The organism is Klebsiella sp. GN_Kp190 (genome assembly GCF_040061795.1).
GTDB classification, from domain to species: Bacteria; Pseudomonadota; Gammaproteobacteria; order Enterobacterales; family Enterobacteriaceae; genus Klebsiella; species Klebsiella michiganensis.
Map to the genome: position 1 here is coordinate 52,149 of NZ_JBEAFN010000073.1, position 24,471 is coordinate 76,619.

Here is a 24,471-nt window from a genome sequence, read left to right on the forward strand (position 1 = left end):
CAGCCGGTCAAGACTTGAGCAGGGCCGGAGCAAAAGAAAACCGACCCGGAAAGTCATCCCCAGGCCAGCAGCAATTTTCAATTTGATACGTATTTTACCCTGAAGTTCACTATGGGTCATCGTTTACTTTACAGGGCGATGCACCGTAGTATGACGGACTGGTTTCAGGTTGTTAGCGCGAGATTATGCGATTTTCCAGATTTATCATCGGATTGACTGCCGGTATAGCGCTTAGCGCTCAGGCGGCGAATATTGACGAGTACATCAATCAGCTTCCTGCGGGCGCAAACCTTGCCTTTATGGCGCAGAAGGTGGGATCCCCGACGCCGGAGATAGACTACCATAGCCAGCAGATGGCGCTCCCCGCCAGCACCCAAAAAGTGATAACCGCGCTTGCTGCGCTGCTGCAGCTGGGTCCGGACTTCCGCTTCACCACGACGCTGGAAACGAAAGGCAGCCTCGATGGCGGCGTCCTGAAAGGCGACCTCATTGCGCGCTTTGGCGGCGATCCTACCCTCAGGCGTCAGGATATTCGTAATATGGTGGCCACGCTGAAGAAAGCAGGCGTCCAGCGAATTGAAGGTAATGTGCTGATCGATACCTCCATCTTCGCCAGCCATGACAAAGCGCCTGGCTGGCCATGGAACGATATGACGCAGTGCTTTAGCGCCCCGCCGGCGGCGGCGATTGTCGATCGGAACTGCTTCTCCATCTCGCTCTATAGCGCGCAAAAGCCGGGCGATCTGGCGTTTATTCGCGTGGCGTCTTACTACCCGGTGACCATGTTCAGCCAGGTGCGTACGCTGCCCCGGGGCTCTTCTGAAGCCCAGTACTGTGAGCTTGACGTGGTTCCCGGCGATCTGAACCGTTACACCCTGACCGGCTGTCTGCCGCAGCGCAGCGAGCCGCTGCCGCTGGCTTTTGCCATTCAGGATGGCGCCAGCTACGCCGGTGCGATTCTGAAAGCTGAGCTGACCGACGCCGACATCACCTGGAGCGGCACGCTGCTGCGCCAGACGCTGGCAAACGATCCGGGTACCGTCCTGGCAAGTACACAATCTGCGCCGCTGCACGATCTGCTGCGTATTATGCTGAAAAAATCGGACAACATGATCGCCGATACGGTATTCCGCACCATTGGGCACGCTCGCTTCAACGTACCGGGTACCTGGCGAGCCGGTTCCGATGCGGTACGGCAGATCTTACGTCAGCAGGCCGGCGTCGATCTCGGGAATACCATCATTGCCGATGGCTCAGGTCTGTCGCGCCATAACCTCATCGCACCCGCGACGATGATGCAGGTGCTGCAGTACATCGCCCAGCACGATAATGAACTCAACTTTATCTCGATGCTGCCTCTGGCCGGCCATGATGGTTCTCTGCAGTACCGCGCAGGCCTGCATCAGGCGGGTGTCGATGGCAAAGTCTCGGCGAAAACGGGTTCACTGCAGGGGGTGTATAACCTGGCCGGTTTCATCACGACGGCCAGCGGGCAGAAGATGGCGTTCGTGCAATACCTTTCTGGCTACGCGGTGCCTCCGGCCGACCAGCGTAATCGCCGCATTCCACTGGTGCGGTTCGAAAGCCGATTGTACAAAGACCTCTATCAGAACAACTAAAGCAAAAGGGCCGCATCATTGGCGGCCCTTTTCGTTTGTTCAGGATTAACGTTTGTAGATGAATTCAACGCCTTCTTCGTCGTCTTCATCCCAATCATCATCCCAGTCTTCATCATCTTCCACTTCAGCTTCTTCAAGCTGCTGGCGGTGGTAGTCGTCCCACATAAACTCGACTTTTTCGGCAGGCTTCGCTTCTTCCGCATGCACAATCGGGTTTTCGATGATAAAGGTCATCACGTCCCAGCACAGGTCTTTTACGCCCTGCTGGCTGGCCGCCGAAATCAGGTAGAACTTATCTTCCCAGCCCAGCGCCTGCGCGATAGCTTTCGCTTTCGCTTCCGCCTCAGCTTTGTCCATCAGGTCAATCTTGTTAAAGACCAGCCAGCGCGGCTTAGAAGCCAGTTTCTCACTGTATTTTTCCAGCTCACCGATAATAATCCGCGCGTTCTCCACCGGATCGGAACCATCAATCGGCTCGATATCGATGAGATGCAGCAGCACGCGGCAGCGCTCCAGGTGCTTCAGGAAGCGAATACCGAGACCCGCGCCTTCAGCGGCGCCTTCAATCAGCCCCGGGATATCCGCCACCACGAAGCTCTTCTCGTTGTCCATACGCACCACGCCGAGGCTCGGCACCAGCGTAGTAAACGGATAGTCAGCGACTTTAGGCTTCGCGGCGGAAACGGCACGAATAAAGGTCGATTTACCCGCATTCGGCATTCCCAGCATGCCGACGTCCGCCAGCAGCATCAGCTCCAGCTGCAGATCGCGCTTATCGCCCGGCGTCCCCATCGTCTTTTGACGTGGAGTACGGTTAACGGACGATTTGAAACGGGTGTTACCCAGACCGTGCCAGCCGCCTTTGGCGACCATCAGGCGCTGACCGTGCTTGGTCATATCACCCATCGTCTCGCCGGTGCCCTGATCGATGACGCGAGTCCCTACCGGTACCTTCACCGTTACGTCTTTACCGCGTTTACCGGTACAGTCACGGCTCTGACCGTTCTGCCCGCGCTCAGCGCGGAAAGACTTCTCAAAACGGTAGTCGATCAGGGTGTTGAGGTTTTCGTCCGCCTCAAGCCAGACGTCGCCGCCGTCACCGCCGTCACCGCCGTCCGGGCCGCCTCTCGGGATATATTTTTCGCGGCGGAAGCTAACGCAACCATTGCCGCCATCGCCTGCTACGACCAGGATCGTTGCTTCATCAACAAACTTCATTTTACTCTCCGTAAATCATTCGCCTGAGCGGGGGAGCGGCACAACCGCTTCTCGCTTACGCCATCGTCCCCAAAGACGATGACCGACGGCGGAATACATCGCGCCCGCAACCACGACAAACGCACCGAGATAACCCATCAGGTTCAACAGCGGTCTGGCGAAAACGTCGGGCCAGGCCAGTGATAATAAATCTGAAAACAGCAGCGTAAACAGCGGCGTTAAGGTAATCAACGCGCTCACCTGCGCCGCCTGCCAGCGCGCCATTGCTTCCGCCAGAGCGCCGTAGCCGACCAGGGTATTGAGCCCGCAAAAAACCAGACAGGCCAGCTGCCAGTCGCTTAATGCCAGCACCTGCGAAGGCTTCGCTAATGGCAATAGCGATATCGTACATAAAGTGTACAGCAAAAAAAGGATTTGCTGTGATGCCAGACGGCGCAATAACACCTTTTGCGCGACGCCGTAGCACACCCACACCGTCGCCGCACCTACGCCGAAAATTACCCCCCACGTGTAGTCCGTCAGGCGGGTAAAAATCTCGATCAGGCTGGTGTTAAAAAACATCACCAGACCGCTCACCAGCATCAGCGCTCCCACAACCTGAGTGCCGCGCATTTTCTCTTTAAGGACAAAAACGCTGGCCACCATCATGCCGACCGGAGACAGCTGGCCAATCACCTGGGAAGCGGTGGGGCTGAGATATTGCAAGGAAGAACTAAACAGAATGAAGTTACCGAACAAACCCGCTGTCGCAATAACCAGCAGTACCAACCACCGCGGCTTGCGAAAAATCCGCAGCGGGGGCAGCTTTCTTTTCATGGCGAGGATAGCGCCAAGACCAAAACTTGCCATCAAAAAGCGGTAAAACACCACCGTCGGCGGTTCCATCACTTCAAGAACCTGCTTCATTGCTATCGGCAGGGCACCCCAGCACATCGCCGTGGTGAGCGCTAAAATAATGCCGATGCCGGCCTGCTGCTTCATGCCCGTTTTCCCTGCAGAAAATTTTCCGGGGTTTCAATGTAAAAAGCCCCGCAACACGTTGCGGGGCTTTAATCCGTTACCGGACCACGAAAAACTTACTCAGCAACGATGCTGATGTATTTACGGTTGTTCGGGCCTTTAACTTCGAATTTCACTTTACCGTCTGCTTTAGCAAACAGAGTGTGGTCACGACCGCAACCTACGTTAGTGCCAGCGTGGAATTTGGTACCACGTTGACGAACGATGATGCTACCCGCCAGAACGGATTCGCCACCGAAACGCTTAACGCCCAGGCGTTTAGCTTCTGAATCGCGACCGTTACGAGTTGAGCCGCCAGCCTTTTTATGTGCCATTTAAATCTCTCCTCAGGTCTTAGGCGCTGATGCCAGTAATTTTCACATCAGTGAACCACTGACGATGGCCCTGCTGCTTACGGTAGTGTTTACGACGACGAAACTTAACGATTTTAACTTTCTCGCCACGACCGTGTGCAACAACTTCAGCTTTGATTACGCCGCCCTCAACGAAAGGAACGCCGATTTTAATTTCTTCACCGTTTGCGATCATCAGCACTTCTGCGAACTCAACAGCTTCGCCAGTTGCGATGTCCAGCTTTTCCAGGCGAATGGTTTGACCTTCGCTTACTCGGTGTTGTTTACCACCACTTTGGAAAACCGCGTACATATAAAACTCCGCTTCCGCGCACCTCTTCGTATGATTCAGAGTGCGCTATAAATATTCACAATAGGGCGCGAATATTACGCAAAACGCGAGCCTTTGACAAGAGCGATCAGCGATCAACGCAGAAAAAAAACACAACTTTCACTCCAGCGTTTAACTACGGCAATTTTTCAGTACAATCATAGCTTCTTTTAATTCTATCTTAATCCTTCTGTGATCCCATTCGGATACGCGGTAACAGGACATTTGGCCCGGCTTTTGCGATGAATTTAGAAAAAATCAATGAGTTAACCGCGCAGGATATGGCGGGCGTCAATGCGACAATTCTTGAGCAACTCGACTCTGATGTTCAGCTTATCAATCAGTTAGGCTATTACATTGTTAGCGGAGGCGGTAAACGCATTCGCCCGATGATTGCCGTACTGGCCGCGCGTGCCGTTGGATATCAGGGAAACGCTCACGTCGCCATTGCCGCGCTGATCGAATTTATCCATACCGCCACCCTGCTGCATGATGATGTCGTCGATGAGTCTGATATGCGCCGGGGAAAAGCCACCGCAAACGCCGCTTTTGGCAATGCGGCTAGCGTGCTGGTCGGTGATTTTATCTACACCCGCGCCTTTCAGATGATGACCAGCCTTGGGTCATTGAGAGTGCTGGAAGTGATGTCGGAAGCCGTTAACGTCATTGCCGAAGGGGAAGTCCTGCAGTTGATGAACGTTAACGACCCGGATATCACTGAAGAAAACTACATGCGGGTCATTTACAGCAAGACCGCACGTTTGTTTGAAGCCGCAGCCCAGTGCTCCGGCATTCTGGCCGACTGCAGCGCGGAACAAGAGAAAGCGTTACAGGATTACGGACGCTATCTGGGTACCGCTTTCCAGCTGATCGACGATCTGCTTGACTACAGTTCAGACGGTGAGCGTCTGGGTAAAAACGTCGGTGACGATCTGAATGAAGGCAAACCCACCCTTCCGCTGCTGCATGCTATGCAACACGGCAACGCAGAGCAGTCCGCCATGATCCGTGGGGCGATTGAGCAGGGTAATGGCCGTCATCTTCTCGACGCCGTACTGGAAACGATGGCAACCTGCGGCTCGCTGGAATGGACCCAAAAACGCGCGGAGGAAGAGGCTGATAAAGCGATTGCCGCGCTTCAGGTCCTTCCCGATTCTCCGTGGCGTGAAGCGCTAATCGGTCTTGCCCACATCGCTGTGCAACGCGATCACTAACCCCTCCTCTTGCTTTCCCGCGCAAACCGCGGGAAAGTTCCAGTAAGCGTCAAAAAACCAAGAACCAGCCGTATACCTTGATATATTCCTAATATCAAACCCATTAAAAGAACTTGTTAGAACATTACTGGAACCCACGGTATAGTCATTTTGTCGTCCATTAAGGACGCCAGGCATGTTTATTACCAGGAGAATTTATGGATAAGTTCATCGACTGGCATCCGGCGGATATTATTGCCGGATTACGCAAAAAAGGGACGTCGCTGGCAGCTGAATCGCGGCGTAATGGTTTAAGTTCTTCAACGCTCGCCAATGCGCTGACCCGGCCCTGGCCCAAGGGCGAGCTGATTATTGCTAACGCGCTGGAAACCGATCCGTGGGTAATATGGCCATCGCGCTATCACGATCCCCATACCCATCAGTTTATCGACAGAACGCAAATGATGCGCCCAAGGAAGAACAACAAGTAAAGCGAGGTTGCAGACAACAGCCCCCGGACAAACGTCAGAGGGCTGCTGCTACGGCTTATTCGCCTTTGACGCGTTCGATATTCGCACCAAGCGCCTGAAGCTTGTCTTCGATACGTTCGTAGCCGCGGTCAATGTGGTAAATACGATCGACAATCGTCGTACCTTCCGCAATACAGCCCGCCAGTACCAGGCTAGCTGATGCACGCAGATCCGTCGCCATCACCTGGGCGCCGGAAAGCTGCTTCACGCCGTGGCAAATCGCCGTATTGCTTTCGATTTCCGCATGCGCGCCCATACGGATCAGTTCCGGGATATGCATGAAACGGTTTTCGAAGATCGTCTCGGTGATCACGCCGGTGCCCTCGGCAACCAGATTCAGCAAGGTGAACTGAGCCTGCATGTCGGTCGGGAAGCCTGGGTGTGGGGCAGTACGCACGTTGACGGCCTTCGGACGATTGCCGTGCATGTCCAGGCTAATCCAGTCTTCGCCCGTTTCGATATCCGCACCGGCGTCGCGTAGCTTGGCCAGAACCGCATCAAGGGTATCCGGCTGGGCATTGCGGCACAGGATCTTACCGCCAGAAATCGCCGCCGCCACCAGGAACGTCCCGGTTTCAATACGATCCGGCAGAACGCGGTAGACGCCGCCGCCGAGGCGCGCTACGCCTTCGATGGTGATACGATCGGTACCCTGACCTTTGATCTTCGCACCCAGCGTGTTGAGAAAGTTCGCGGTATCGACAATTTCCGGCTCGCGCGCGGCGTTTTCGATAACGGTCGTACCTTCCGCCAGCGTCGCAGCGCTCATGATGGTCACGGTAGCGCCAACGCTGACCTTATCCATCACAATATGCGCGCCTTTCAGACGTCCATTAACCGACGCCTTGACATAACCTTCTTCCAGCTTGATTTCCGCACCCAGCTGCTCAAGGCCGGTAATGTGTAAATCAACGGGGCGCGCGCCGATGGCGCAGCCCCCGGGAAGAGAAACCTGCCCCTGGCCAAAACGCGCCACCAGCGGTCCCAGCGCCCAAATAGACGCGCGCATGGTTTTGACGAGGTCATACGGAGCACAGAAAACGTCGACCGGGCCGGCATCGATCCATACGGAGCCGTTGCGCTTAACGTTCGCGCCCAGCTGGCTCAGCAGTTTCATGGTGGTATCGATGTCTTTCAGCTTCGGTACGTTTTGGATCTCAATCGGCTCTTCGGCTAATAGCGCGGCAAAGAGGATTGGCAGGGCGGCGTTTTTCGCGCCGGAAATGGTGACCTCGCCCTGAAGACGAGTTGGCCCCTGAACACGGAATTTATCCATTGATTCTGTTCTCTGTTAAGAATTCACATACGCTGCGGGGAACATCCCCACAGCTTATAAGCCATTAAGTTTGCGGTCTCGCGCCCACTCCTGCGGAGTAAACGCTTTAATCGACAGAGCATGGATGCGGTTATCGGCAATATATTCCATCAGCGGGGCATAGATAGCCTGTTGCTTCTTGACCCGACTCATGCCGTCGAACATCTCACCCACAGCAATAACCTGAAAGTGGCTGCCATCGCCAGAGACGTGGACTTCCTGAAGGGAGAGTGCGTTCATCAGCACGGTCTGAATTTCATGATTTTCCATGGGCTACATTTATCTGATAGTGAAAACAGCCCAACATCTTAGAGGAAAGTGGCGCCGTCTTAAACAAGCAAAAAGCCCCATCGAAAAGTTTGATGGGGCTTTCAGAATAGCTTCAGCACTAAGGCACTGAAAAAGTTATGGGATCATATCAGCAGGAAGGTTATACAACCTGACCAGGGTTTGCAGATTTTCACTCTTCCCGGTCAACTTCGCTTCCCCGCCCTGCCGACGAACCAGTGCGATAAAATGCACTAATAGCGCCAGCCCGGCGGTGTCCACGCGGGTCACGGCGCTCAGGTCGATGGCAGACACGCCATCCGTCGCCTGCGCGCGCGCTTCCCACAGCGGGACCAGAAGATCCTGGTCCAGCTCTCCGCGCAGCGCCAGCGTCTCACCATCGCGAGCCCAGCTCAGCTGCCCGGTCATTATTTTTTCTGTTCCAGCGTAATCGGCTGCGCGGAGCTTGCCTTCAGCTGCGCCGTCAGACCATCAACGCCTTTAGTACGCAGCAGATCGCTCCACTCGTTTTGTTTAGTGGTGATCATGCTCACCCCTTCCGCAATCATGTCGTACGCCTGCCAGTTACCGGTCTGGGTATTTTTACGCCACTGGAAATCCAGGCGCACCGGCGGACGGCCATTCGGATCAAGGATGGTGACGCGGATAGGAACAATGGTCGCGCTGCCCAAAGGCTGCTCAGGGGCAATCTGATAGGTCTGACCGTGATACATCGCCAGCGCCTGGCCATAGGCCTGCTTCAGATATTCGCGGAAGGCGGCAAAATAGGCTTCACGCTGCGCCGGGGTCGCTTCTTTGTAATAACGACCTAACACCAGCGCGCCGGCGTATTTCACCTGAACATAGGGCAGCAGTTCCTGATCGACGATATCGCGCAGGTAGTTCGGGTTGGCCTGAATCTTCGGCTGCTCGTTCTTGAGGCGATCGAAGGTTTTCTGCGCCGCTTCGTCCATCAGCTTGTACGGATTGGACTGATCCGCGGCGGTGGCCGCAGTCAAGGGGGCAATCACCAGCATGGCGACCATTAGTAAGCGTTTAAACATATCTTAACTCTCCTGAAATTAGTGCGTCGTGCCGGCTGGCGGCGTAGCGTCAGTATGACTCTCTCCAGCAGCCTGTTCATCGCCAGAATTCTTATTGTCGCTACCTTTACTGTTATAAAGGAACTGGCCTATCAAATCTTCCAGCACCATTGCGGATTTGGTGTCCTGAATGGTACCGCCATCTTTAAGGATAGTGGTTCCCAGCTCAGGATCTTCAAACCCGATATTCATCGCCAGGTACTGTTCGCCCAGCAGACCGGAAGTTCGGATCGCCAGCGAGCTGGTATCCGGAATATGGTTGTAGCGCTCATCAATATCGAGCGCGACGCGAGGCAGGTAGGTCTTAGGATCGAGCGTAATATCCGCCACGCGTCCAACGACAACGCCGCCAATCCGCACCGGAGAGCGCGCTTTGAGACCGCCGATATTGTCAAAAGTGGCATAGAGCCGATAAGTCGGTTCGGTACGTAAAGAGGTTACGTTTGCCGCCTTCAGGCAGACAAACAGCGCGGCCAGCAGCGCAACCAGTAAAAACACCCCTACCCAGATTTCATTTTTTCTCGTTTGCATGAACTCAATTCCCAAACATCAGCGCAGTCAGCACAAAATCCAGCCCCAGAACCGCCAGCGACGCATGCACCACGGTACGCGTCGTCGCCCGGCTAATCCCGGCGGAAGTGGGGATAGCGTCATAACCGTTAAATAACGCGATCCATGTTACCGTAATGGCGAAAACCAGGCTCTTAATCAGGCAGTTAACCAGATCCATCCGCCAGTCAACGGCGTTTTGCATCGCGCTCCAGAAGAAGCCGCCATCGATGCCCTTCCAGCTGACACCAACCAGCGAGCCGCCCCAAACGCCGACCGCCACAAAAATAATCGTTAACAACGGCAGTGAAATCACCCCCGCCCAGAAGCGCGGAGAGATCACGCGGCGAAGCGGGTCGACCGCCATCATCTCCATACTGGAGAGCTGCTCCGTTGCGCGCATCAGGCCAATTTCAGCAGTCAGCGCCGAGCCGGCACGCCCGGCAAACAGCAGCGCGGCGACCACCGGCCCCAGCTCACGCAGCAGCGACAGCGCCACCAGCATGCCCAGACTGGTTTCGGCGCTATAGGTGGTCAACACCAGATAGCCCTGCAGACCCAGCACCATACCGATAAACAGACCCGATACAATGATGATCAGCATCGATAGCACGCCAACGTTGTACAGCTGACGCACCAGCAGCGGCGCATGCTTGCGAAACTCAGGCTTGCCCACAACCGCGTTGAAGAGCATTAATCCAGCACGCCCGAACGTCGCGATAGTTTTTATACCGCGATGCCCAAGCGCGGCTAGCGCATTTAACAACATGAGTCGCTTAACTCCCTTTGCCCAATAAATCATGATGATAATCACCCGCCGGATAGCGGAACGGCACCGGGCCGTCGGCGATACCATCAATGAACTGACGAACCCGAGGATCGGCATTTTCACGCAGCGACTGCGCGCTCCCATGCGCTACGACCTTTTTGTCCGCCACGATATATGCAAAGTCCGCGATGCTGAGCACCTCCGGCACATCATGCGAAACCACGATACAGGTGACACCCAGGGTGCTATTGAGTTCAGAAATCAGCTTCACCAGCACCCCCATCGTAATGGGGTCCTGCCCGACAAAGGGCTCATCGAACATGATTAAATCAGGTTCGAGCGCAATCGCCCTCGCCAGGGCGGCACGGCGCGCCATGCCGCCGGAAAGCTCAGAAGGCATCAGCTTCGCGGCTCCGCGTAGCCCAACGGCTTCCAGCTTCATCATCACCGTGGTGTGCAGCAGCGCTTCCGGCAGACGCGTATGCTCGCGCAGCGGATAAGCGACGTTATCGAACACATTCAGATCGGTGAACAGCGCGCCGGACTGAAACAGCATGCTCATGCGCTTGCGGACGGTATACAGGCGCGAACGCGACATCTGCGGTACGTTTTCACCATCAAACAGGATTTCGCCTTTATCGGGCGGGATCTGACCGCCGATGAGACGTAACAGGGTGGTTTTGCCGATCCCTGATGGCCCCATTATCGCGGTGATCTTGCCGCGGGGTACCGATAGCGAGATATCATCGAAGATCACGCGATCGCCCCTCGAGAAGCGAATACCGCGCACTTCGACTAGATTCGCCGAACTCTGGCTCATAAAATCATCCTTACTAGACACCCGTCGGGCTAAGCATGGCGCTTTCTTTCACCACAAACCCAACATTTTTACAGAATCTTACCCGCCCGGGTTAGCGAAAGCTGGCATTTGTTTTACTTTTGGCACACATAAAGTCAAAATTAAGAATTCGTTACGCTGCCTACGGACGGCCAGCGAGGCGACGATTATACCTGAAGAAAGGACTTTAGATGCTCTTAGCGACGGCTCTGTTAATTATTGGTTTATTGCTGGTTGTCTACAGCGCCGATCGTCTGGTCTACGCCGCTTCAATACTCTGCCGTATGCTGGGGATCCCTCCCCTGATTATTGGCATGACGGTAGTCAGCATCGGTACCAGTTTGCCGGAAGTGATTGTTTCCGCCGCCGCTTCCCTGCATGGGCAAACCGATCTGGCGATCGGCACCGCTCTCGGATCGAATATCACCAATATCCTGCTGATCCTCGGCCTCACCGCGCTGTTTCAACCTTTTACCGTGCATTCTGATATCCTGCGCCGCGAATTGCCGTTAATGTTGCTGGTTAGTTTACTGGCAGGATTTGTGCTGTACGACGGCCAGCTTACGCGGATAGACGGCCTTTTTTTGCTGGCGCTGGCCATTCTGTGGCTGCTGTTTACCCTTAAAATTGCCCGCCTTGCGGAACGCCAGGGTAACGACAGCCTGACCCGTGAACAGCTGGCGGAGCTGCCGCGAGAAGGCTCGCTTCCCGTCGCGCTGCTCTGGTTGGGCGTCGCGATGATTGTGATGCCGATGGCTACGCGGATGGTGGTCGATAACGCCACGGTGCTGGCAAACTTTTTTGCTATCAGCGAACTGACCGTCGGCTTAACGGTCGTCGCTATCGGCACCAGCCTGCCCGAGCTGGCCACGGCCATCGCCGGAGCGCGAAAAGGCGAAAATGACATCGCTATCGGCAATATCATTGGCGCTAATATTCTTAATATTGTACTGGTCCTCGGGCTCCCCGCGCTGATTGCGCCAGGCACCTTTGCCGCCGAGGCCTTTACCCGCGATTATGGCGTCATGCTGCTGGTCAGCCTGATCTTCGCCGCGCTGTGCTGGCGCCGTAAGCAGCAGCCCGGTCGCCTTGCCGGTGCCCTGCTGCTGGGTGGTTTTGTGCTTTGGTTAGCGATGCTGTACTGGACAGCGCCGCTCTTCGTTGAATGATTCGGGATAACATTATGTCGCAAATAGATTTGCCAGCGGATTTTGACTTTCAACGGGCAGGCCGCGAGGTTCTGGACATTGAACGTGAAGGTCTGGCCCAGCTCGATCAATACATTAATGAAGATTTTACCCGTGCCTGTGAGACCATTTTCCGCTGTACCGGTAAAGTTGTGGTGATGGGAATGGGGAAATCCGGCCATATCGGGCGAAAAATGGCAGCCACTTTCGCCAGTACCGGAACGTCATCTTTCTTCGTTCATCCCGGTGAGGCCGCGCACGGCGATTTAGGCATGGTAACTCCATGCGACGTGGTGATCGCGCTATCCAACTCGGGCGAGTCAAATGAAATCCTCGCCCTGATTCCGGTGCTTAAGCGCCAGCAGGTGGCGCTGATTTGTATCACCAGCCGACCGGAAAGCAGCATGGCGCGCGCGGCGGATATTCACCTGTGCGTGAAGGTGCCCAAAGAGGCCTGCCCGTTAGGGCTGGCCCCCACGTCAAGCACCACCGCCGCGCTGGTCATGGGCGATGCCCTTGCCGTAGCGCTGCTGGAAGCCCGCGGTTTTACCGCTGAAGATTTTGCGCTATCGCATCCTGGCGGCGCTCTGGGCCGTAAGCTACTGCTGCGGGTCAATGATATCATGCACACCGGCGATGAAATTCCGCACGTTGGCCTGGAGGCCACGCTCCGCGATGCGTTGCTGGAAATCACGCGCAAAAATTTAGGCATGACCGCCATTTGCGATGATGAAATGAATATCATCGGCATCTTCACCGATGGCGATCTGCGCCGCGTATTTGATACCGGCATTGATATGCGTAACGCCAGTATTGCCGAAGTGATGACGCGAGGCGGAATCCGCATCCGTCCCGGCACGCTGGCCGTTGATGCGCTGAACCTGATGCAGTCCCGTCATATCACCTGCGTGCTGGTTGCTGATGGCGACCGTCTGGTAGGTGTGATACATATGCACGATCTCCTGCGCGCGGGCGTAGTGTAAGTAAGGAAAAAATAATGAATAATGCTGATGCCCTGATAGCGACCTGCTACGGGCCGGTAAGCCAGGACTTTCTTGACCGGGCGGCGAAGATCCGTTTATTGATACTTGATGTAGACGGCGTTTTGTCCGACGGTCTTATCTATATGGGTAACAACGGCGAAGAGCTGAAGGCGTTTAACGTGCGCGACGGCTACGGTATCCGCTGCGCCCTGACTTCAGATATTGAAGTGGCGATAATTACCGGGCGAAACGCTAAACTGGTGGAAGATCGCTGCCAAACGCTGGGCATTACGCATCTCTACCAGGGGCAGTCGGATAAGCTGCTGGCGTTTCGTGAACTACTCAATAAACTGGCCGTTAGCGCGGATGAAGTCGCCTATATTGGCGACGATCTGATCGACTGGCCGGTGATGGCTGAAGTAGGTTTAAGCATAGCGGTAGCCGATGCGCATCCGTTGCTGCTCCCGCGCGCGGATTACGTTACTCGTATCAACGGGGGTCGCGGAGCGGTACGCGAAGTGTGCGATTTGCTACTATTGGCGCAGGGCAAGCTGGATGAGGCCAAAGGGCAATCTATATGAGTAAAACCAGACGTTGGGTTATCATTTTACTGTCGCTGGTCGCGCTGATCCTGATCGGCCTGAACCTGGCGAGTACGGACGATACCACCCAGCAAGCGATCAATCCTGACGATCCAACGTATACCAGCGAGCATACTGATACCGTCGTGTATAGCCCCGAAGGGGCGCTTAACTACCGGCTCATCGCGGAACACGTGGAGTATTTTTCCGAACAGCAGCTCTCGTGGTTCACAAAACCGGTGATGACCACCTTTGATACCAATAAAGTACCAACCTGGTCTATCAAAGCGGATAAAGCTAAGTTGACGAATGACCGCATGCTGTATCTTTACGGGCACGTTGAGGTAAATGCGCTGACGGCGGATTCTCAACTGCGCAAAATTACGACGGATAACGCCCAGATAAACCTGGTGACGCAGGATGTTACCTCCGATGACATGGTGACGTTGTACGGAACAACATTTAATTCCAGCGGCCTGAAAATGCGCGGGAACCTGCGCAGTAAAAATGCCGAGCTGATTGAAAAGGTTAGAACCTCATATGAAATTCAGAACAAACAAACTCAGCCTTAAGATTGCGCTCGCCAGCGCCTTACTGGCCGCCAGCCTGTCGGCACAGGCAAAGACAGGTGATACCGATCAGCCGATTCACATTGAATCCGATCAGCAGTCGCTGGATATGCAGGGCAACGTCGTCACCTTTACGGGGAATGTTGTCGTCACTCAGGGAACGATCAAAATCAACGCCGACAAAGTTGTTGTGACCCGTCCGGGTGGAGAGAAAGGCAAAGAGGTTATTGATGGCTACGGTAACCCGGCCACCTTCTACCAGATGCAGGACAACGGTAAGCCGGTAAAAGGCCGCGCGTCGAAAATGCATTATGAACTGCAAAACGACTTTGTCGTCCTGACCGGCAATGCGCATCTGGAACAGATCGATAGCAATATCCAGGGCGACAAAATCACTTACCTGGTGAAAGAGCAAAAAATGCAGGCCTTCAGCAATAAAGGCGGGCGCGTGACCACGGTTCTGGTTCCTTCGCAGCTGCAGGACAAGGGTAGCGATCAGTCAAAGAAGGGTAAGTAATTCGTTATGGCAACATTAACTGCAAAGAATCTTGCTAAAGCCTATAAAGGCCGCCGCGTTGTAGAAGACGTCAGCCTGACCGTGAATTCGGGCGAGATTGTTGGTCTGCTCGGTCCGAACGGTGCCGGTAAAACCACCACGTTCTATATGGTCGTTGGTATCGTACCGCGCGACGCCGGCAACATTATCATCGATGATGAAGATATCAGCCTGCTGCCCCTGCACGCGCGCGCGCGTCGCGGAATCGGCTATTTGCCGCAGGAGGCCTCCATATTCCGCCGCCTGAGCGTTTACGATAACCTGATGGCGGTACTGCAGATTCGCGACGACCTGAGCAACGAGCAGCGTGAAGACCGGGCGAAAGAGCTGATGGAGGAGTTTCACATTGAGCATCTGCGCGATAGCCTCGGCCAGGCGCTCTCCGGTGGTGAACGCCGCCGCGTCGAGATCGCCCGCGCGCTGGCCGCTAACCCGAAATTTATCCTGCTGGATGAACCCTTCGCCGGCGTGGACCCCATCTCCGTCATTGATATCAAACGCATTATTGAACACCTGCGCGACAGCGGTCTTGGCGTCCTGATAACCGACCATAACGTCCGGGAAACGCTGGCCGTGTGTGAGCGTGCTTATATCGTCAGCCAGGGCCACCTGATAGCTCACGGTACGCCACAGCAAATCCTTGAAGACGAGCAGGTTAAGCGCGTGTATCTTGGGGAAGACTTCAGACTCTGATAGGGTAGAGGTTACAGACGTTTTAGCCGGAGATATTGGCCCTGAATATGAAGCAAGGTTTGCAATTAAGGCTAAGCCAACAGCTTGCCATGACGCCACAACTGCAGCAGGCGATTCGTCTACTGCAGCTGTCCACGTTAGAACTCCAGCAAGAACTCCAGCAGGCGCTGGACAGCAACCCGTTGCTGGAGCAAACCGATCTTCACGATGAGGTAGAAACCAAAGAGGCCGAAGATCGTGAGTCTCTGGATACCGTCGATGCCCTTGAGCAGAAAGACATGCCCGAAGAGCTGCCGCTTGATGCCAGCTGGGATGAGATTTACACCGCCGGAACGCCGTCAGGCAACGGCGTTGATTACCAGGATGATGAACTGCCCGTCTACCAGGGCGAGACCACGCAAAGCCTGCAGGATTATCTGATGTGGCAGGTTGAACTGACGCCCTTCACCGATACCGATCGCGCGATCGCGACCTCTATCGTCGATGCCGTTGATGATACTGGCTACCTGACCGTTCCTGTCGAAGACATCGTGGAAAGTATTGGCGATGATGAAATCGGGCTTGAAGAAGTAGAAGCGGTTCTCAAGCGCATTCAGCGTTTCGATCCCGTCGGCGTAGCGGCAAAAGATTTACGCGATTGCCTGCTGGTTCAGCTTTCACAGTTTGCCAAAGAGACGCCGTGGATTGATGAAGCTCGCCTGATCATCAGCGAACACCTTGATCTGCTTGCCAATCACGACTTCCGTAGCCTGATGCGCGTGACCCGCCTCAAAGAAGACGTGCTAAAGGAAGCGGTAAATCTGATCCAATCGCTGGATCCGCGCCCGGGCCAGTCGATCCAGACTGGCGAGCCAGAATATGTCATTCCTGACGTTCTGGTGCGTAAAGTGAACGATCGTTGGGTCGTTGAGCTCAATTCAGATAGCCTTCCGCGCCTGAAGATCAACCAGCACTATGCCGCCATGGGTAACAGTACGCGCAATGACGCGGACGGCCAGTTTATCCGCAGCAACCTGCAGGAAGCGCGCTGGCTTATCAAGAGCCTCGAGAGCCGCAACGACACCCTTCTGCGCGTCAGCCGCTGCATTGTCGAACAGCAGCAGGCTTTTTTTGAACAAGGTGAAGAGTTTATGAAACCGATGGTGCTGGCGGACATCGCTCAGGCCGTCGAAATGCATGAATCCACCATTTCACGCGTTACTACGCAAAAATACCTGCACAGTCCGCGCGGTATTTTTGAGCTGAAGTATTTCTTCTCCAGCCATGTAAACACCGAAGGCGGCGGCGAAGCATCGTCGACGGCCATTCGTGCGCTGGTGAAGAAATTAATCGCCGCGGAAAACCCCGCGAAACCATTGAGTGACAGTAAGCTCACCACCCTGCTATCCGATCAGGGTATTATGGTGGCGCGGCGAACCGTTGCTAAGTACCGAGAGTCTTTATCCATTCCGCCGTCAAATCAGCGTAAGCAGCTGGTTTGACCCAACCGATAAGGAAGACACTATGCAGCTCAACATTACAGGACACAACGTTGAAATAACCCCCGCGATGCGCGATTTCGTTACCGCGAAGTTCAGCAAACTGGAGCAGTTTTTCGACAGGATCAACCAGGTCTACATTGTGTTAAAAGTGGAGAAGGTGACGCAAATAGCGGACGCCAATCTGCATGTCAACGGTGGTGAAATCCATGCCAGTGCGGAAGGGCAGGATATGTATGCTGCGATCGATGGTCTTATCGATAAGCTGGCAAGACAGCTAACAAAACATAAAGATAAACTGAAACAACACTAATTGTCCGGGCAATAGCCTACGCCAACCGCCCGCAGGCGGTTGGCCAGGAGAGCTCAGGTGAAATTATGATAAATAACGATTCGGCTCTACAACTGAGCAATGTCCTTAACCAGGAATGTACCCGTAGCCAGGTTCACTGCCAGAGCAAAAAACGCGCGCTGGAAATCATCAGCGAGCTGGCGGCAAAGCAGCTAGGCTTACCGCCCCAGATCGTCTTCGAGGCGATCCTCACCCGTGAGAAAATGGGCAGTACCGGGATTGGCAACGGTATTGCGATCCCACACGGTAAACTCGAAGAGGATACGCTGCGGGCCGTGGGCGTTTTTGTTCAGTTGGAAACCCCAATTGCCTTCGATGCTATCGACAATCAACCCGTCGATCTGCTGTTTGCCCTTCTTGTCCCGGCCGATCAAACTAAAACGCATCTGCATACGCTCTCGCTGGTGGCGAAACGTCTGGCAGATAAAACTATTTGCCGCCGCCTGCGCGCTGCGCAAAGTGATGAAGAGCTGTATGAAATCATTACTGAAGCGGGAAGTAATAATGAGGCGTAACGGAAGTCGCACCTTACTCTTTTTCGTACTGAGGAGAAACGGTACATGGTACTGATGATCGTCAGCGGCCGTTCAGGGTCGGGGAAATCCGTCGCCCTGCGAGCGCTGGAAGATATGGGTTTTTACTGCGTCGATAACCTGCCGGTTGTGCTGTTGCCCGAGCTGGCGCGCTCGCTCGCCGACAGAAACATCTCGGCAGCCGTCAGCATTGACGTGCGTAACATGCCCGAGTCGCCGGAAATCTTCGAGCAGGCGATGAAAAATCTGCCCGCAGAATTTTCACCTCAGCTGCTGTTCCTGGATGCCGATCGTAACACCCTGATTCGCCGCTACAGCGACACGCGTCGTTTACATCCTCTGTCCAGTAAAAACCTGTCGCTGGAAAGCGCCATCGATGAAGAGAGCGACCTGCTGGAGCCTCTGCGTTCCCGCGCCGACCTGATCGTCGATACCTCAGAAATGTCGGTGCATGAGCTGGCAGAAATGCTGCGCACGCGTTTATTAGGCAAACGCGAGCGCGAACTGACGATGGTGTTTGAATCCTTTGGCTTTAAGCACGGTATACCTATCGATGCCGACTACGTTTTTGACGTGCGCTTTCTGCCGAACCCGCACTGGGATCCGAAGCTTCGTCCCATGACCGGCCTCGATAAGCCCGTCGCCGCCTTCCTCGACCGGCACACGGAAGTTCACAATTTTATCTACCAGACCCGCAGCTATCTTGAGCTATGGTTACCTATGCTGGAGACCAATAACCGCAGCTATTTGACGGTGGCCATTGGTTGTACCGGTGGTAAACACCGTTCGGTTTACATCGCCGAACAGCTGGCTGACTACTTCCGCTCGCGCGGTAAGAACGTGCAGTCTCGTCATCGGACGCTGGAAAAACGCAAATCATGACCGTTAAGCAAACCGTTGAAATCACCAATAAGCTGGGCATGCACGCTCGCCCGGCGATGAAGCTGTTTGAATTAATGCAGAACTATGATGCCGAGGTGCTGCTGCGTAATGATGAAGGTACCGAAGCGGAAGCAAATAGCGTGATTGCGCTGCTGATGCTCGATTCAGCTAAAGGGCGTCAGATCGAGATTGAAGCCAACGGCCCACAGGAAGTGGAGGCGCTGGCAGCGGTTATCGCGCTGTTCAACGCCGGGTTTGATGAGGATTAGCTTTCATTCCCCCGGCAGCAGCGTGCCTTCCGGGTTACCGGTTGTGAAATCATCAATGCAGCTTATTCGCCTGCATAAACCCTTCCCCACCTAACTGCCTCATCTGGCGCAGGATCCACGCCTGACGGCTGCGAACATAACCCGATGGCGCATCGGCGCGGAAGCGTATTGGGTTAGGCAGCACCGCAGCGAGCAGCGCGGCTTCGGAAGCCGTCAGTTTACTGGCCGGTTTGTGAAAATAGCGCTGCGACGCGGCTTCAACGCCAAACGTCCCCTCACCAAATTCAGCAATATTGAGATAGACCGTGAGGATCCGCTTTTTACTCCATACTGTCTCAATGCCGACGGTCAGTCCCGCCTCCAGCCCTTTTCTCAGCCAGCTGCGGCCGTCCCACAGAAACAGGTTTTTTGCCGTCTGTTGCGACAGGGTTGAGGCGCCGCGAATGCGGTTCTCATTGCGTTCATTATGCGCCAGCGCCTTCTCAATGGCCGTGACGTCAAATCCCCAGTGTTCCGGGAATTTCTGATCTTCTGCGGCAATAACCGCCAGCCCCATCCACGGCGAAATTTCATCCATGTCCACCCAGTCGGAATGGGCGAGGTAATGAAAATCCCCTGAAAGCCAGGCGCCGACCTGCCGCTCCAGCATCACCGCCGAAAAAGGAACAGGTACGAAGCTAAACAGGGCAATCCCGCCGCCCCATAGCACCGCACAAGCCAACAGCAGCCTCAGCACAAAGCGCTTAATCAACCGCAACGGCGAAAAGCGAAATGTCATGCCGTCAGAACCAATACGCGAGAGACCAGTTTTTCAATGCCGCTCGCCGCTTCGGCGATGTTCTGCGCCAGCATATACGCGGGGGTCGTCACCACTTTGTTGTCTTCATCCACCACAATATCGTCGACCGGGCAAGGCACGTGTTCAGCCCCCATCTCCTCAACCGCGTCGGCAGTATCAAGATCGGTACCAATGGTCACGCGTAGCGGTATAGCAAATATTTTCGGCAACAGTGCCGGAGCGATACAGATAAAGCCCAACGGTTTACCCGCCTGATGCATCGCCAGCGCCAGCGCCTTGAGATCGCGATCGACTTCACATTCGCTCCCCTGTGAAGCAAAGCTGCTGAGGTTCTTTGCTGCACCAAAACCGCCGGGGACGATCAGCGCATCCAGCGCATCCGCTCGGGCATTGGCCAAAGGCTGAATCTCTCCGCGTGCGATACGCGCCGCTTCCACGAGCACATTACGGCTTTCCGCCTGCGCTTCGCCGGTCAGGTGATTGATAACATCGGTTTGCACTTTATCTGGCGCATAGCAGATGGCCTGAGCGCCGCTGCGGGCTATTGCCAGCAGGGTAATGACGGCTTCATGAATTTCACTTCCGTCATAAACGCCGCAGCCGCTCAGCACCACACCAATTTTCTTCATCACATCAGCCCCTTAGTACAACTTTATGAAAGCAGTCAAAAATTTTGAATTACTCGCTATGCTTCACATATTTTACTGTTTCATGTAACAAACTATTTAAGGTTTGCTATCTTAATGAGCGAGTAAGCCAAATCCTCAGGTTGCGCCGTGTAAAAAAATCACTCAAATGATTCTGGCGTAACGACCAGTTCCCTGGTGTTGGCGCAGTATTCGCGCACCCCGGTTTATCCGGGGTCATTTTTTATCTGCCGCCGCGACCCACGCTTTCAGCACCGCGACATCGTTTTGCCACTCTGATTTCATCTCTTCAACCCATTCACCCACGTTATCCGACCACGCAGGTAAATCCGGCGTTTGAATCTGCTGCCCTAACTGCTGGATATGGCGCAAACCGATTGAGCCCGCAGCCCCTTTAATCTTATGACCCTCATCGACAATGCCTTTCTGGTCGCGAGCGGTTAAATTGGATTCCAGGACCGCCAGGTAGCCCGGCATCATTCTTTCAAAAACGGCCAGACCGTCATTAATCAGCTTCGGCCCTACCAGTTCGATATACTGCTCAAGCATCGGAATATCCAGTACAGAAGCCGATTTACTGCTATCTACAGATGGCATTGCATTCTCCTCTTCTTCCGGCGCATCCCAGAATTTTTTGATAATCGCGGTTAATGCCGGAACCGATAATGGCTTACTAAGAACATCATCCATTCCCGCATCCAGATACTCATTCTTGTTCTTCAGCACGTTAGCAGTAAGCGCCACCAGCGGCGGGAGCTCATCGGCGGCAAAGCGTTGTTTCAGCTGACGAGAAATATCGAGTCCAGTCATATCCGGCAGTTGAATATCAAGCAGAACCAGATCGTACTCGCCGGGTACAAACATCTCCAGCGCAGCCTTGCCGGTCATCGCCACATCCACGCTGTTGCCCAGCTTCTCCAGTACCGAGCGCGCCACGATCACGTTGAGCTCAATATCTTCCACCAGCAGCACGTTCAGCGCAGGTAATGGCATTTCATCTTCCGCCAGCGTGTCCTCGACCTCTTCAGCCACGGCCGGAGCGTGTACGGTAAGCGTAAAAGTCGCGCCTTTACCCGGGAGGCTGGTAACGCAAATATCACCGCCCATATTCCGCGCCAGGCGCCGCGATACGGCGAGGCCGATACCGGTACCCGTCGCTGGCTTGCCGCCCTGGCTATCTTTCACCTGGTAATACATAGCGAAAATTTTATCCTGTTCCGCTTCAGGGATGCCAATCCCTGAATCTTCTACTTCAAAGTGCAGGATATCTCCTTCGTCGTAGCGCACGCGGACGTTCACATTCCCTCCTTGCGGAGTAAATTTCACGGCATTACTAATAAGATTCCACAAGATTTGGCGCAAACGCGTTCCATCGGTGATCACTTTATGCGGCAGCGGAAGCGTGGGGTCCAGCACAAAATGCAGGCCTTTCTGCTGCGCCTGCAGGCCGGAGAGATTTTCCAGGTCGGCCAGGAAGCCGGTAAAGTCCACCGGCTGGTTATCCAGCTGAATTTTACGCCGCTCCATCTTATCCATCTCAATAATATCATTGAAGATATTACCCAGCGTTACCGCTGAGACGTGGATGGTTTTCAGGTATCTTTCCTGTTCATCGGTAAGATCGGTATCCAGAAGGATTCGGCTAAGGCCTACGATGCCGTTAAGAGGCGTACGCAGCTCGTGGCTGATCGTTGAGATAAAGGTGGTCTTATCACGGCTGGCCCGCTCCAGCGCGTCCTGATAGCGCTTACGCTCCGTAATATCGCGGCCAAACCCCATCAGACCGCGGCGCTTACCGACGCGGTCATAATAAGGCACTTTGCGGATTTCAAAGCAGGCCTTGCGCCCGTCCGGATAATCCAGCCACTGCTCGTAGGTGAGCGATACGTTATGGCGGAAGACTTTCTCATCCGTCTCCAGCACCTTCTCCGCCACCTCTTCGCTGTAAACATCCTGCGGCTTAAGATGAATAAGCTGCTTTTCACTTTTACCGGTCAACAGTTCCATGGCTCGGTTACAGCCAGAAAACTCTTTATCTTCATTACGATAGAAAACCAGGTCCGGAGAGGCATCCAGGAAGGAGCGCAAGAAGGAGGATTGCTGTTCCAGCTGAATTTGCGCCTCTTCACGCTCTTTCATCTCAATTTTCAGCTGCTCAAGCGTCGTTTCACGTTCCGCTTCCGCCTTTTCACGTTCGCCGATTTCCTGATTAAGCTGGGCGATGTTGTCCTTAAGCTGCACATTCAGCTTGAGATCGCGTTCGCGCATCTCCTCCAGTTTCTCCACCAGCCTCGAGAGGCGCTGCCGGGACTCTTCCAGCTGCTCAACCACCACCGACAGGAAATAGACCGCCCACGGGGTAATCAGCAAGCCAAAGAAGATGGAGCGGATCACATCAATACTTTCCACCTGGCCGTGCAGCACCATCGTCACGGCCATCTGCACAACGATCGCCAGCACCACCAGCGCAAAGGCCAGCAGCATTGAAAAGCGCACCAGACCCAGCTTCATCATCAGGTCAACATAATACTGCGCCAGCATACGGATTTGCTTCATAAGGGATTCCTTCGCGACAACTTCGCACAATAATACTCAATTCTGAGCAAGACGCTGTAAGTTGTGCCAAAAATGCGGGAAGGATTGTAGTTACGCGCCTGACGGTGGAGAGCCGTCAGCCGGAAAAGACGTTATTCGGCAGCAGCCGGAGAGATCCAGCAACGCCCGATGGCTGACCCCTGCACGCCGTATTCATTGAGATATTTATCCAGCTCAACCATCCCGGTCCAACGGTTCTCACACCACAGCGGCGCCAGCAACGTCGGGCGTCGGGCGCTGGCGGAGATACGGTGATAAATCACGTCTGGCGGAGTATGGCGAATCATCTCTCCTGCAGTGACCGTATACGCTTCCAGCGCAATACCGTTTAACCTGCCGGCCTGCCACGCCCTGGCCATGATACTGCCCTTCACAATATGAAGTGGATGCAGCTTAATGCCGTCTACACCGGTCTCTACCACCTGCGCTAAGGTCTCCAGACATTCGCGCTGCCCTTCGCCCGGCAGGCCCACGATAAGGTGGCTACACACTTTGAGGCCGCGCTCGCGTGCCAGACGGGTGGTTCGCTGATAGCAGGCAAAATCGTGGCCGCGATTGATTCGGTGCAGCGTTTTATCGTGCGCGGTCTGTAAACCCAGCTCGAGCCAGACTTCATACCCCTGCTCCCGATATTCAGTCAGCAGATCCAGTACCGCGCCGGGGACGCAGTCCGGGCGAGTCCCTACGCATAGCCCGACAATATTCGCCTGGCTGACCGCCTGCTGATACATGGCGCGCAGCACCTGCACCTCGGCAAAAGTGCTGGTATAAGCCTGGAAATAGGCCAGATAGCGCTTTGCACGATTCACCCGCTGCGCCTGATGGGCCAGCTGTTCCGCAATCGAGCGGTGCTGCTGCTCTTCATCGGCAAAAGAGGCCACATTACAGAACGTACAGCCGCCGCGACCAATAGTGCCATCGCGATTTGGGCAGCTAAATCCACCATGCAGCGTCAGTTTATGAACCTTTTCACCATAGCGGCGCATAAGATCCCCACCAAACATATTGACTAATTTTTGTAACTGCATAATCTGATAGACCGGCCTTAAGAAAGGGGCCAAGCCTGCCATTTTTAGCTACCGACGGCGATGACCTGGATCAATCGTCAACGCGGCTGCCTATCTCATTGCATAAACACTCAAGATAACTGCAATTTAATTCATCCGTATGGTAATGAGTTTTCCTTATATATAGCCGCTGATTTGCCATTATCTTTACCAGGGCATAAAACAGTATCAGTCACCGCAAATCAAACAAAAACCA

29 protein-coding genes are annotated in these 24,471 nt (G+C 54.5%); 14 read left to right on the forward strand and 15 right to left on the reverse strand.

Going from position 1 to position 24,471, the window contains the following annotated elements; translation table 11 throughout:
- The first annotated feature begins 185 nt into the window (after positions 1-185).
- Positions 186-1,619 carry a serine-type D-Ala-D-Ala carboxypeptidase gene (gene dacB / locus ABLU67_RS26750; protein ID WP_064358312.1) on the forward strand — a complete coding sequence of 478 codons (1,434 nt, stop codon included), beginning with the start codon at positions 186-188 and terminating at the stop codon, positions 1,617-1,619.
- Between the two features lie 45 nt (positions 1,620-1,664).
- On the opposite strand, the gene cgtA is transcribed toward dacB, so the two are convergent.
- The 4 genes from cgtA to rplU form a co-directional block, all read right to left on the reverse strand.
- On the reverse strand, positions 1,665-2,837 hold the full coding sequence (cgtA, locus tag ABLU67_RS26755) for an Obg family GTPase CgtA (protein ID WP_004125676.1): 1,173 nt from the start codon (positions 2,835-2,837) through the stop codon (positions 1,665-1,667).
- 15 nt (positions 2,838-2,852) lie between these two features.
- Positions 2,853-3,818, reverse strand: coding sequence for a DMT family transporter (locus tag ABLU67_RS26760; RefSeq protein ID WP_014226981.1), 966 nt, complete (start codon positions 3,816-3,818; stop codon positions 2,853-2,855).
- A 95-nt stretch (positions 3,819-3,913) separates the two neighbouring features.
- Entirely contained in the window at positions 3,914-4,171 is a 258-nt protein-coding gene (rpmA, locus tag ABLU67_RS26765; RefSeq protein ID WP_003861831.1) for a 50S ribosomal protein L27, read from the reverse strand.
- Positions 4,172-4,190: 19 nt separating this feature from the next.
- On the reverse strand, positions 4,191-4,502 hold the full coding sequence (gene rplU, locus ABLU67_RS26770; protein ID WP_004106123.1) for a 50S ribosomal protein L21: 312 nt from the start codon (positions 4,500-4,502) through the stop codon (positions 4,191-4,193).
- A 260-nt stretch (positions 4,503-4,762) separates the two neighbouring features.
- Between rplU and ispB the strand changes: the two genes are divergently transcribed.
- A complete protein-coding gene (gene ispB / locus ABLU67_RS26775) occupies positions 4,763-5,734 on the forward strand; it encodes an octaprenyl diphosphate synthase (RefSeq protein ID WP_004854564.1) in 972 nt (323 codons plus the stop codon).
- Positions 5,735-5,931: 197 nt separating this feature from the next.
- Positions 5,932-6,204 (forward strand): DNA-binding transcriptional regulator SfsB, encoded by a 273-nt coding sequence (gene sfsB / locus ABLU67_RS26780; protein WP_004854566.1) that lies wholly within the window; start codon positions 5,932-5,934, stop codon positions 6,202-6,204.
- Between the two features lie 55 nt (positions 6,205-6,259).
- Here the strand turns inward: sfsB and murA are convergent, their stop codons facing one another.
- The 7 genes from murA to mlaF form a co-directional block, all read right to left on the reverse strand.
- Entirely contained in the window at positions 6,260-7,519 is a 1,260-nt protein-coding gene (gene murA, locus ABLU67_RS26785; protein WP_004854569.1) for a UDP-N-acetylglucosamine 1-carboxyvinyltransferase, read from the reverse strand.
- Between the two features lie 54 nt (positions 7,520-7,573).
- Entirely contained in the window at positions 7,574-7,828 is a 255-nt protein-coding gene (gene ibaG, locus ABLU67_RS26790) for a BolA family iron metabolism protein IbaG (protein ID WP_004106141.1), read from the reverse strand.
- Between the two features lie 135 nt (positions 7,829-7,963).
- Complete coding sequence (gene mlaB / locus ABLU67_RS26795) at positions 7,964-8,254, reverse strand: lipid asymmetry maintenance protein MlaB (protein ID WP_014839634.1); 291 nt, start codon at positions 8,252-8,254, stop codon at positions 7,964-7,966.
- Positions 8,254-8,889 (reverse strand): phospholipid-binding protein MlaC, encoded by a 636-nt coding sequence (mlaC, locus tag ABLU67_RS26800; protein ID WP_004125682.1) that lies wholly within the window; start codon positions 8,887-8,889, stop codon positions 8,254-8,256. Before mlaC ends, mlaB begins: the two co-directional genes overlap by 1 nt.
- Before the next feature lie 18 nt (positions 8,890-8,907).
- Complete coding sequence (gene mlaD / locus ABLU67_RS26805) at positions 8,908-9,459, reverse strand: outer membrane lipid asymmetry maintenance protein MlaD (RefSeq protein WP_014226983.1); 552 nt, start codon at positions 9,457-9,459, stop codon at positions 8,908-8,910.
- A gap of 4 nt (positions 9,460-9,463) precedes the next feature.
- Positions 9,464-10,246: a lipid asymmetry maintenance ABC transporter permease subunit MlaE gene (mlaE, locus tag ABLU67_RS26810; RefSeq protein WP_004125690.1), complete on the reverse strand. Its 783-nt coding sequence runs from the start codon at positions 10,244-10,246 to the stop codon at positions 9,464-9,466.
- 7 nt (positions 10,247-10,253) lie between these two features.
- Positions 10,254-11,066 carry a phospholipid ABC transporter ATP-binding protein MlaF gene (gene mlaF / locus ABLU67_RS26815; protein WP_004125691.1) on the reverse strand — a complete coding sequence of 271 codons (813 nt, stop codon included), beginning with the start codon at positions 11,064-11,066 and terminating at the stop codon, positions 10,254-10,256.
- A gap of 209 nt (positions 11,067-11,275) precedes the next feature.
- On the opposite strand from mlaF, the gene ABLU67_RS26820 reads away from it, so the two are divergent.
- The 11 genes from ABLU67_RS26820 to npr all read left to right on the forward strand — a co-directional run bounded on the left by ABLU67_RS26820 (position 11,276) and on the right by npr (position 19,167).
- On the forward strand, positions 11,276-12,253 hold the full coding sequence (locus ABLU67_RS26820; RefSeq protein WP_004854581.1) for a calcium/sodium antiporter: 978 nt from the start codon (positions 11,276-11,278) through the stop codon (positions 12,251-12,253).
- A 14-nt stretch (positions 12,254-12,267) separates the two neighbouring features.
- Entirely contained in the window at positions 12,268-13,254 is a 987-nt protein-coding gene (gene kdsD / locus ABLU67_RS26825) for an arabinose-5-phosphate isomerase KdsD (RefSeq protein WP_004854583.1), read from the forward strand.
- Between the two features lie 14 nt (positions 13,255-13,268).
- Positions 13,269-13,835 carry a 3-deoxy-manno-octulosonate-8-phosphatase KdsC gene (gene kdsC, locus ABLU67_RS26830; RefSeq protein ID WP_004854584.1) on the forward strand — a complete coding sequence of 189 codons (567 nt, stop codon included), beginning with the start codon at positions 13,269-13,271 and terminating at the stop codon, positions 13,833-13,835.
- Positions 13,832-14,407: an LPS export ABC transporter periplasmic protein LptC gene (lptC, locus tag ABLU67_RS26835; protein WP_004854587.1), complete on the forward strand. Its 576-nt coding sequence runs from the start codon at positions 13,832-13,834 to the stop codon at positions 14,405-14,407. The genes kdsC and lptC overlap by 4 nt, the downstream gene beginning before the upstream one ends.
- A complete protein-coding gene (lptA, locus tag ABLU67_RS26840) occupies positions 14,376-14,921 on the forward strand; it encodes a lipopolysaccharide ABC transporter substrate-binding protein LptA (RefSeq protein WP_004125703.1) in 546 nt (181 codons plus the stop codon). Before lptC ends, lptA begins: the two co-directional genes overlap by 32 nt.
- Positions 14,922-14,927: 6 nt before the next feature.
- Positions 14,928-15,653 carry an LPS export ABC transporter ATP-binding protein gene (gene lptB / locus ABLU67_RS26845; protein WP_004125705.1) on the forward strand — a complete coding sequence of 242 codons (726 nt, stop codon included), beginning with the start codon at positions 14,928-14,930 and terminating at the stop codon, positions 15,651-15,653.
- A gap of 47 nt (positions 15,654-15,700) precedes the next feature.
- Positions 15,701-17,134, forward strand: coding sequence for an RNA polymerase factor sigma-54 (gene rpoN / locus ABLU67_RS26850; RefSeq protein ID WP_025108150.1), 1,434 nt, complete (start codon positions 15,701-15,703; stop codon positions 17,132-17,134).
- Between the two features lie 22 nt (positions 17,135-17,156).
- On the forward strand, positions 17,157-17,444 hold the full coding sequence (gene hpf / locus ABLU67_RS26855; RefSeq protein WP_004106167.1) for a ribosome hibernation promoting factor: 288 nt from the start codon (positions 17,157-17,159) through the stop codon (positions 17,442-17,444).
- A gap of 65 nt (positions 17,445-17,509) precedes the next feature.
- Entirely contained in the window at positions 17,510-17,998 is a 489-nt protein-coding gene (ptsN, locus tag ABLU67_RS26860) for a PTS IIA-like nitrogen regulatory protein PtsN (protein ID WP_004854593.1), read from the forward strand.
- A gap of 45 nt (positions 17,999-18,043) precedes the next feature.
- Complete coding sequence (gene rapZ, locus ABLU67_RS26865) at positions 18,044-18,898, forward strand: RNase adapter RapZ (protein WP_004106169.1); 855 nt, start codon at positions 18,044-18,046, stop codon at positions 18,896-18,898.
- The gene (gene npr / locus ABLU67_RS26870; RefSeq protein ID WP_004106170.1) at positions 18,895-19,167 is read left to right on the forward strand and encodes a PTS phosphocarrier protein NPr; all 273 of its coding nucleotides are present in this window, start codon (positions 18,895-18,897) and stop codon (positions 19,165-19,167) included. The genes rapZ and npr overlap by 4 nt, the downstream gene beginning before the upstream one ends.
- A 52-nt stretch (positions 19,168-19,219) precedes the next feature.
- Here the strand turns inward: npr and mtgA are convergent, their stop codons facing one another.
- From mtgA to ABLU67_RS26890, 4 genes are all read right to left on the reverse strand, one after another.
- On the reverse strand, positions 19,220-19,945 hold the full coding sequence (gene mtgA / locus ABLU67_RS26875; protein ID WP_014226984.1) for a monofunctional biosynthetic peptidoglycan transglycosylase: 726 nt from the start codon (positions 19,943-19,945) through the stop codon (positions 19,220-19,222).
- Positions 19,942-20,595 (reverse strand): isoprenoid biosynthesis glyoxalase ElbB, encoded by a 654-nt coding sequence (elbB, locus tag ABLU67_RS26880; protein WP_014226985.1) that lies wholly within the window; start codon positions 20,593-20,595, stop codon positions 19,942-19,944. The genes mtgA and elbB overlap by 4 nt, the downstream gene beginning before the upstream one ends.
- A 234-nt stretch (positions 20,596-20,829) precedes the next feature.
- The gene (gene arcB, locus ABLU67_RS26885; protein WP_014226986.1) at positions 20,830-23,169 is read right to left on the reverse strand and encodes an aerobic respiration two-component sensor histidine kinase ArcB; all 2,340 of its coding nucleotides are present in this window, start codon (positions 23,167-23,169) and stop codon (positions 20,830-20,832) included.
- A gap of 131 nt (positions 23,170-23,300) precedes the next feature.
- Entirely contained in the window at positions 23,301-24,236 is a 936-nt protein-coding gene (locus tag ABLU67_RS26890) for a TIGR01212 family radical SAM protein (RefSeq protein ID WP_014226987.1), read from the reverse strand.
- Positions 24,237-24,471 lie beyond the last annotated feature (235 nt).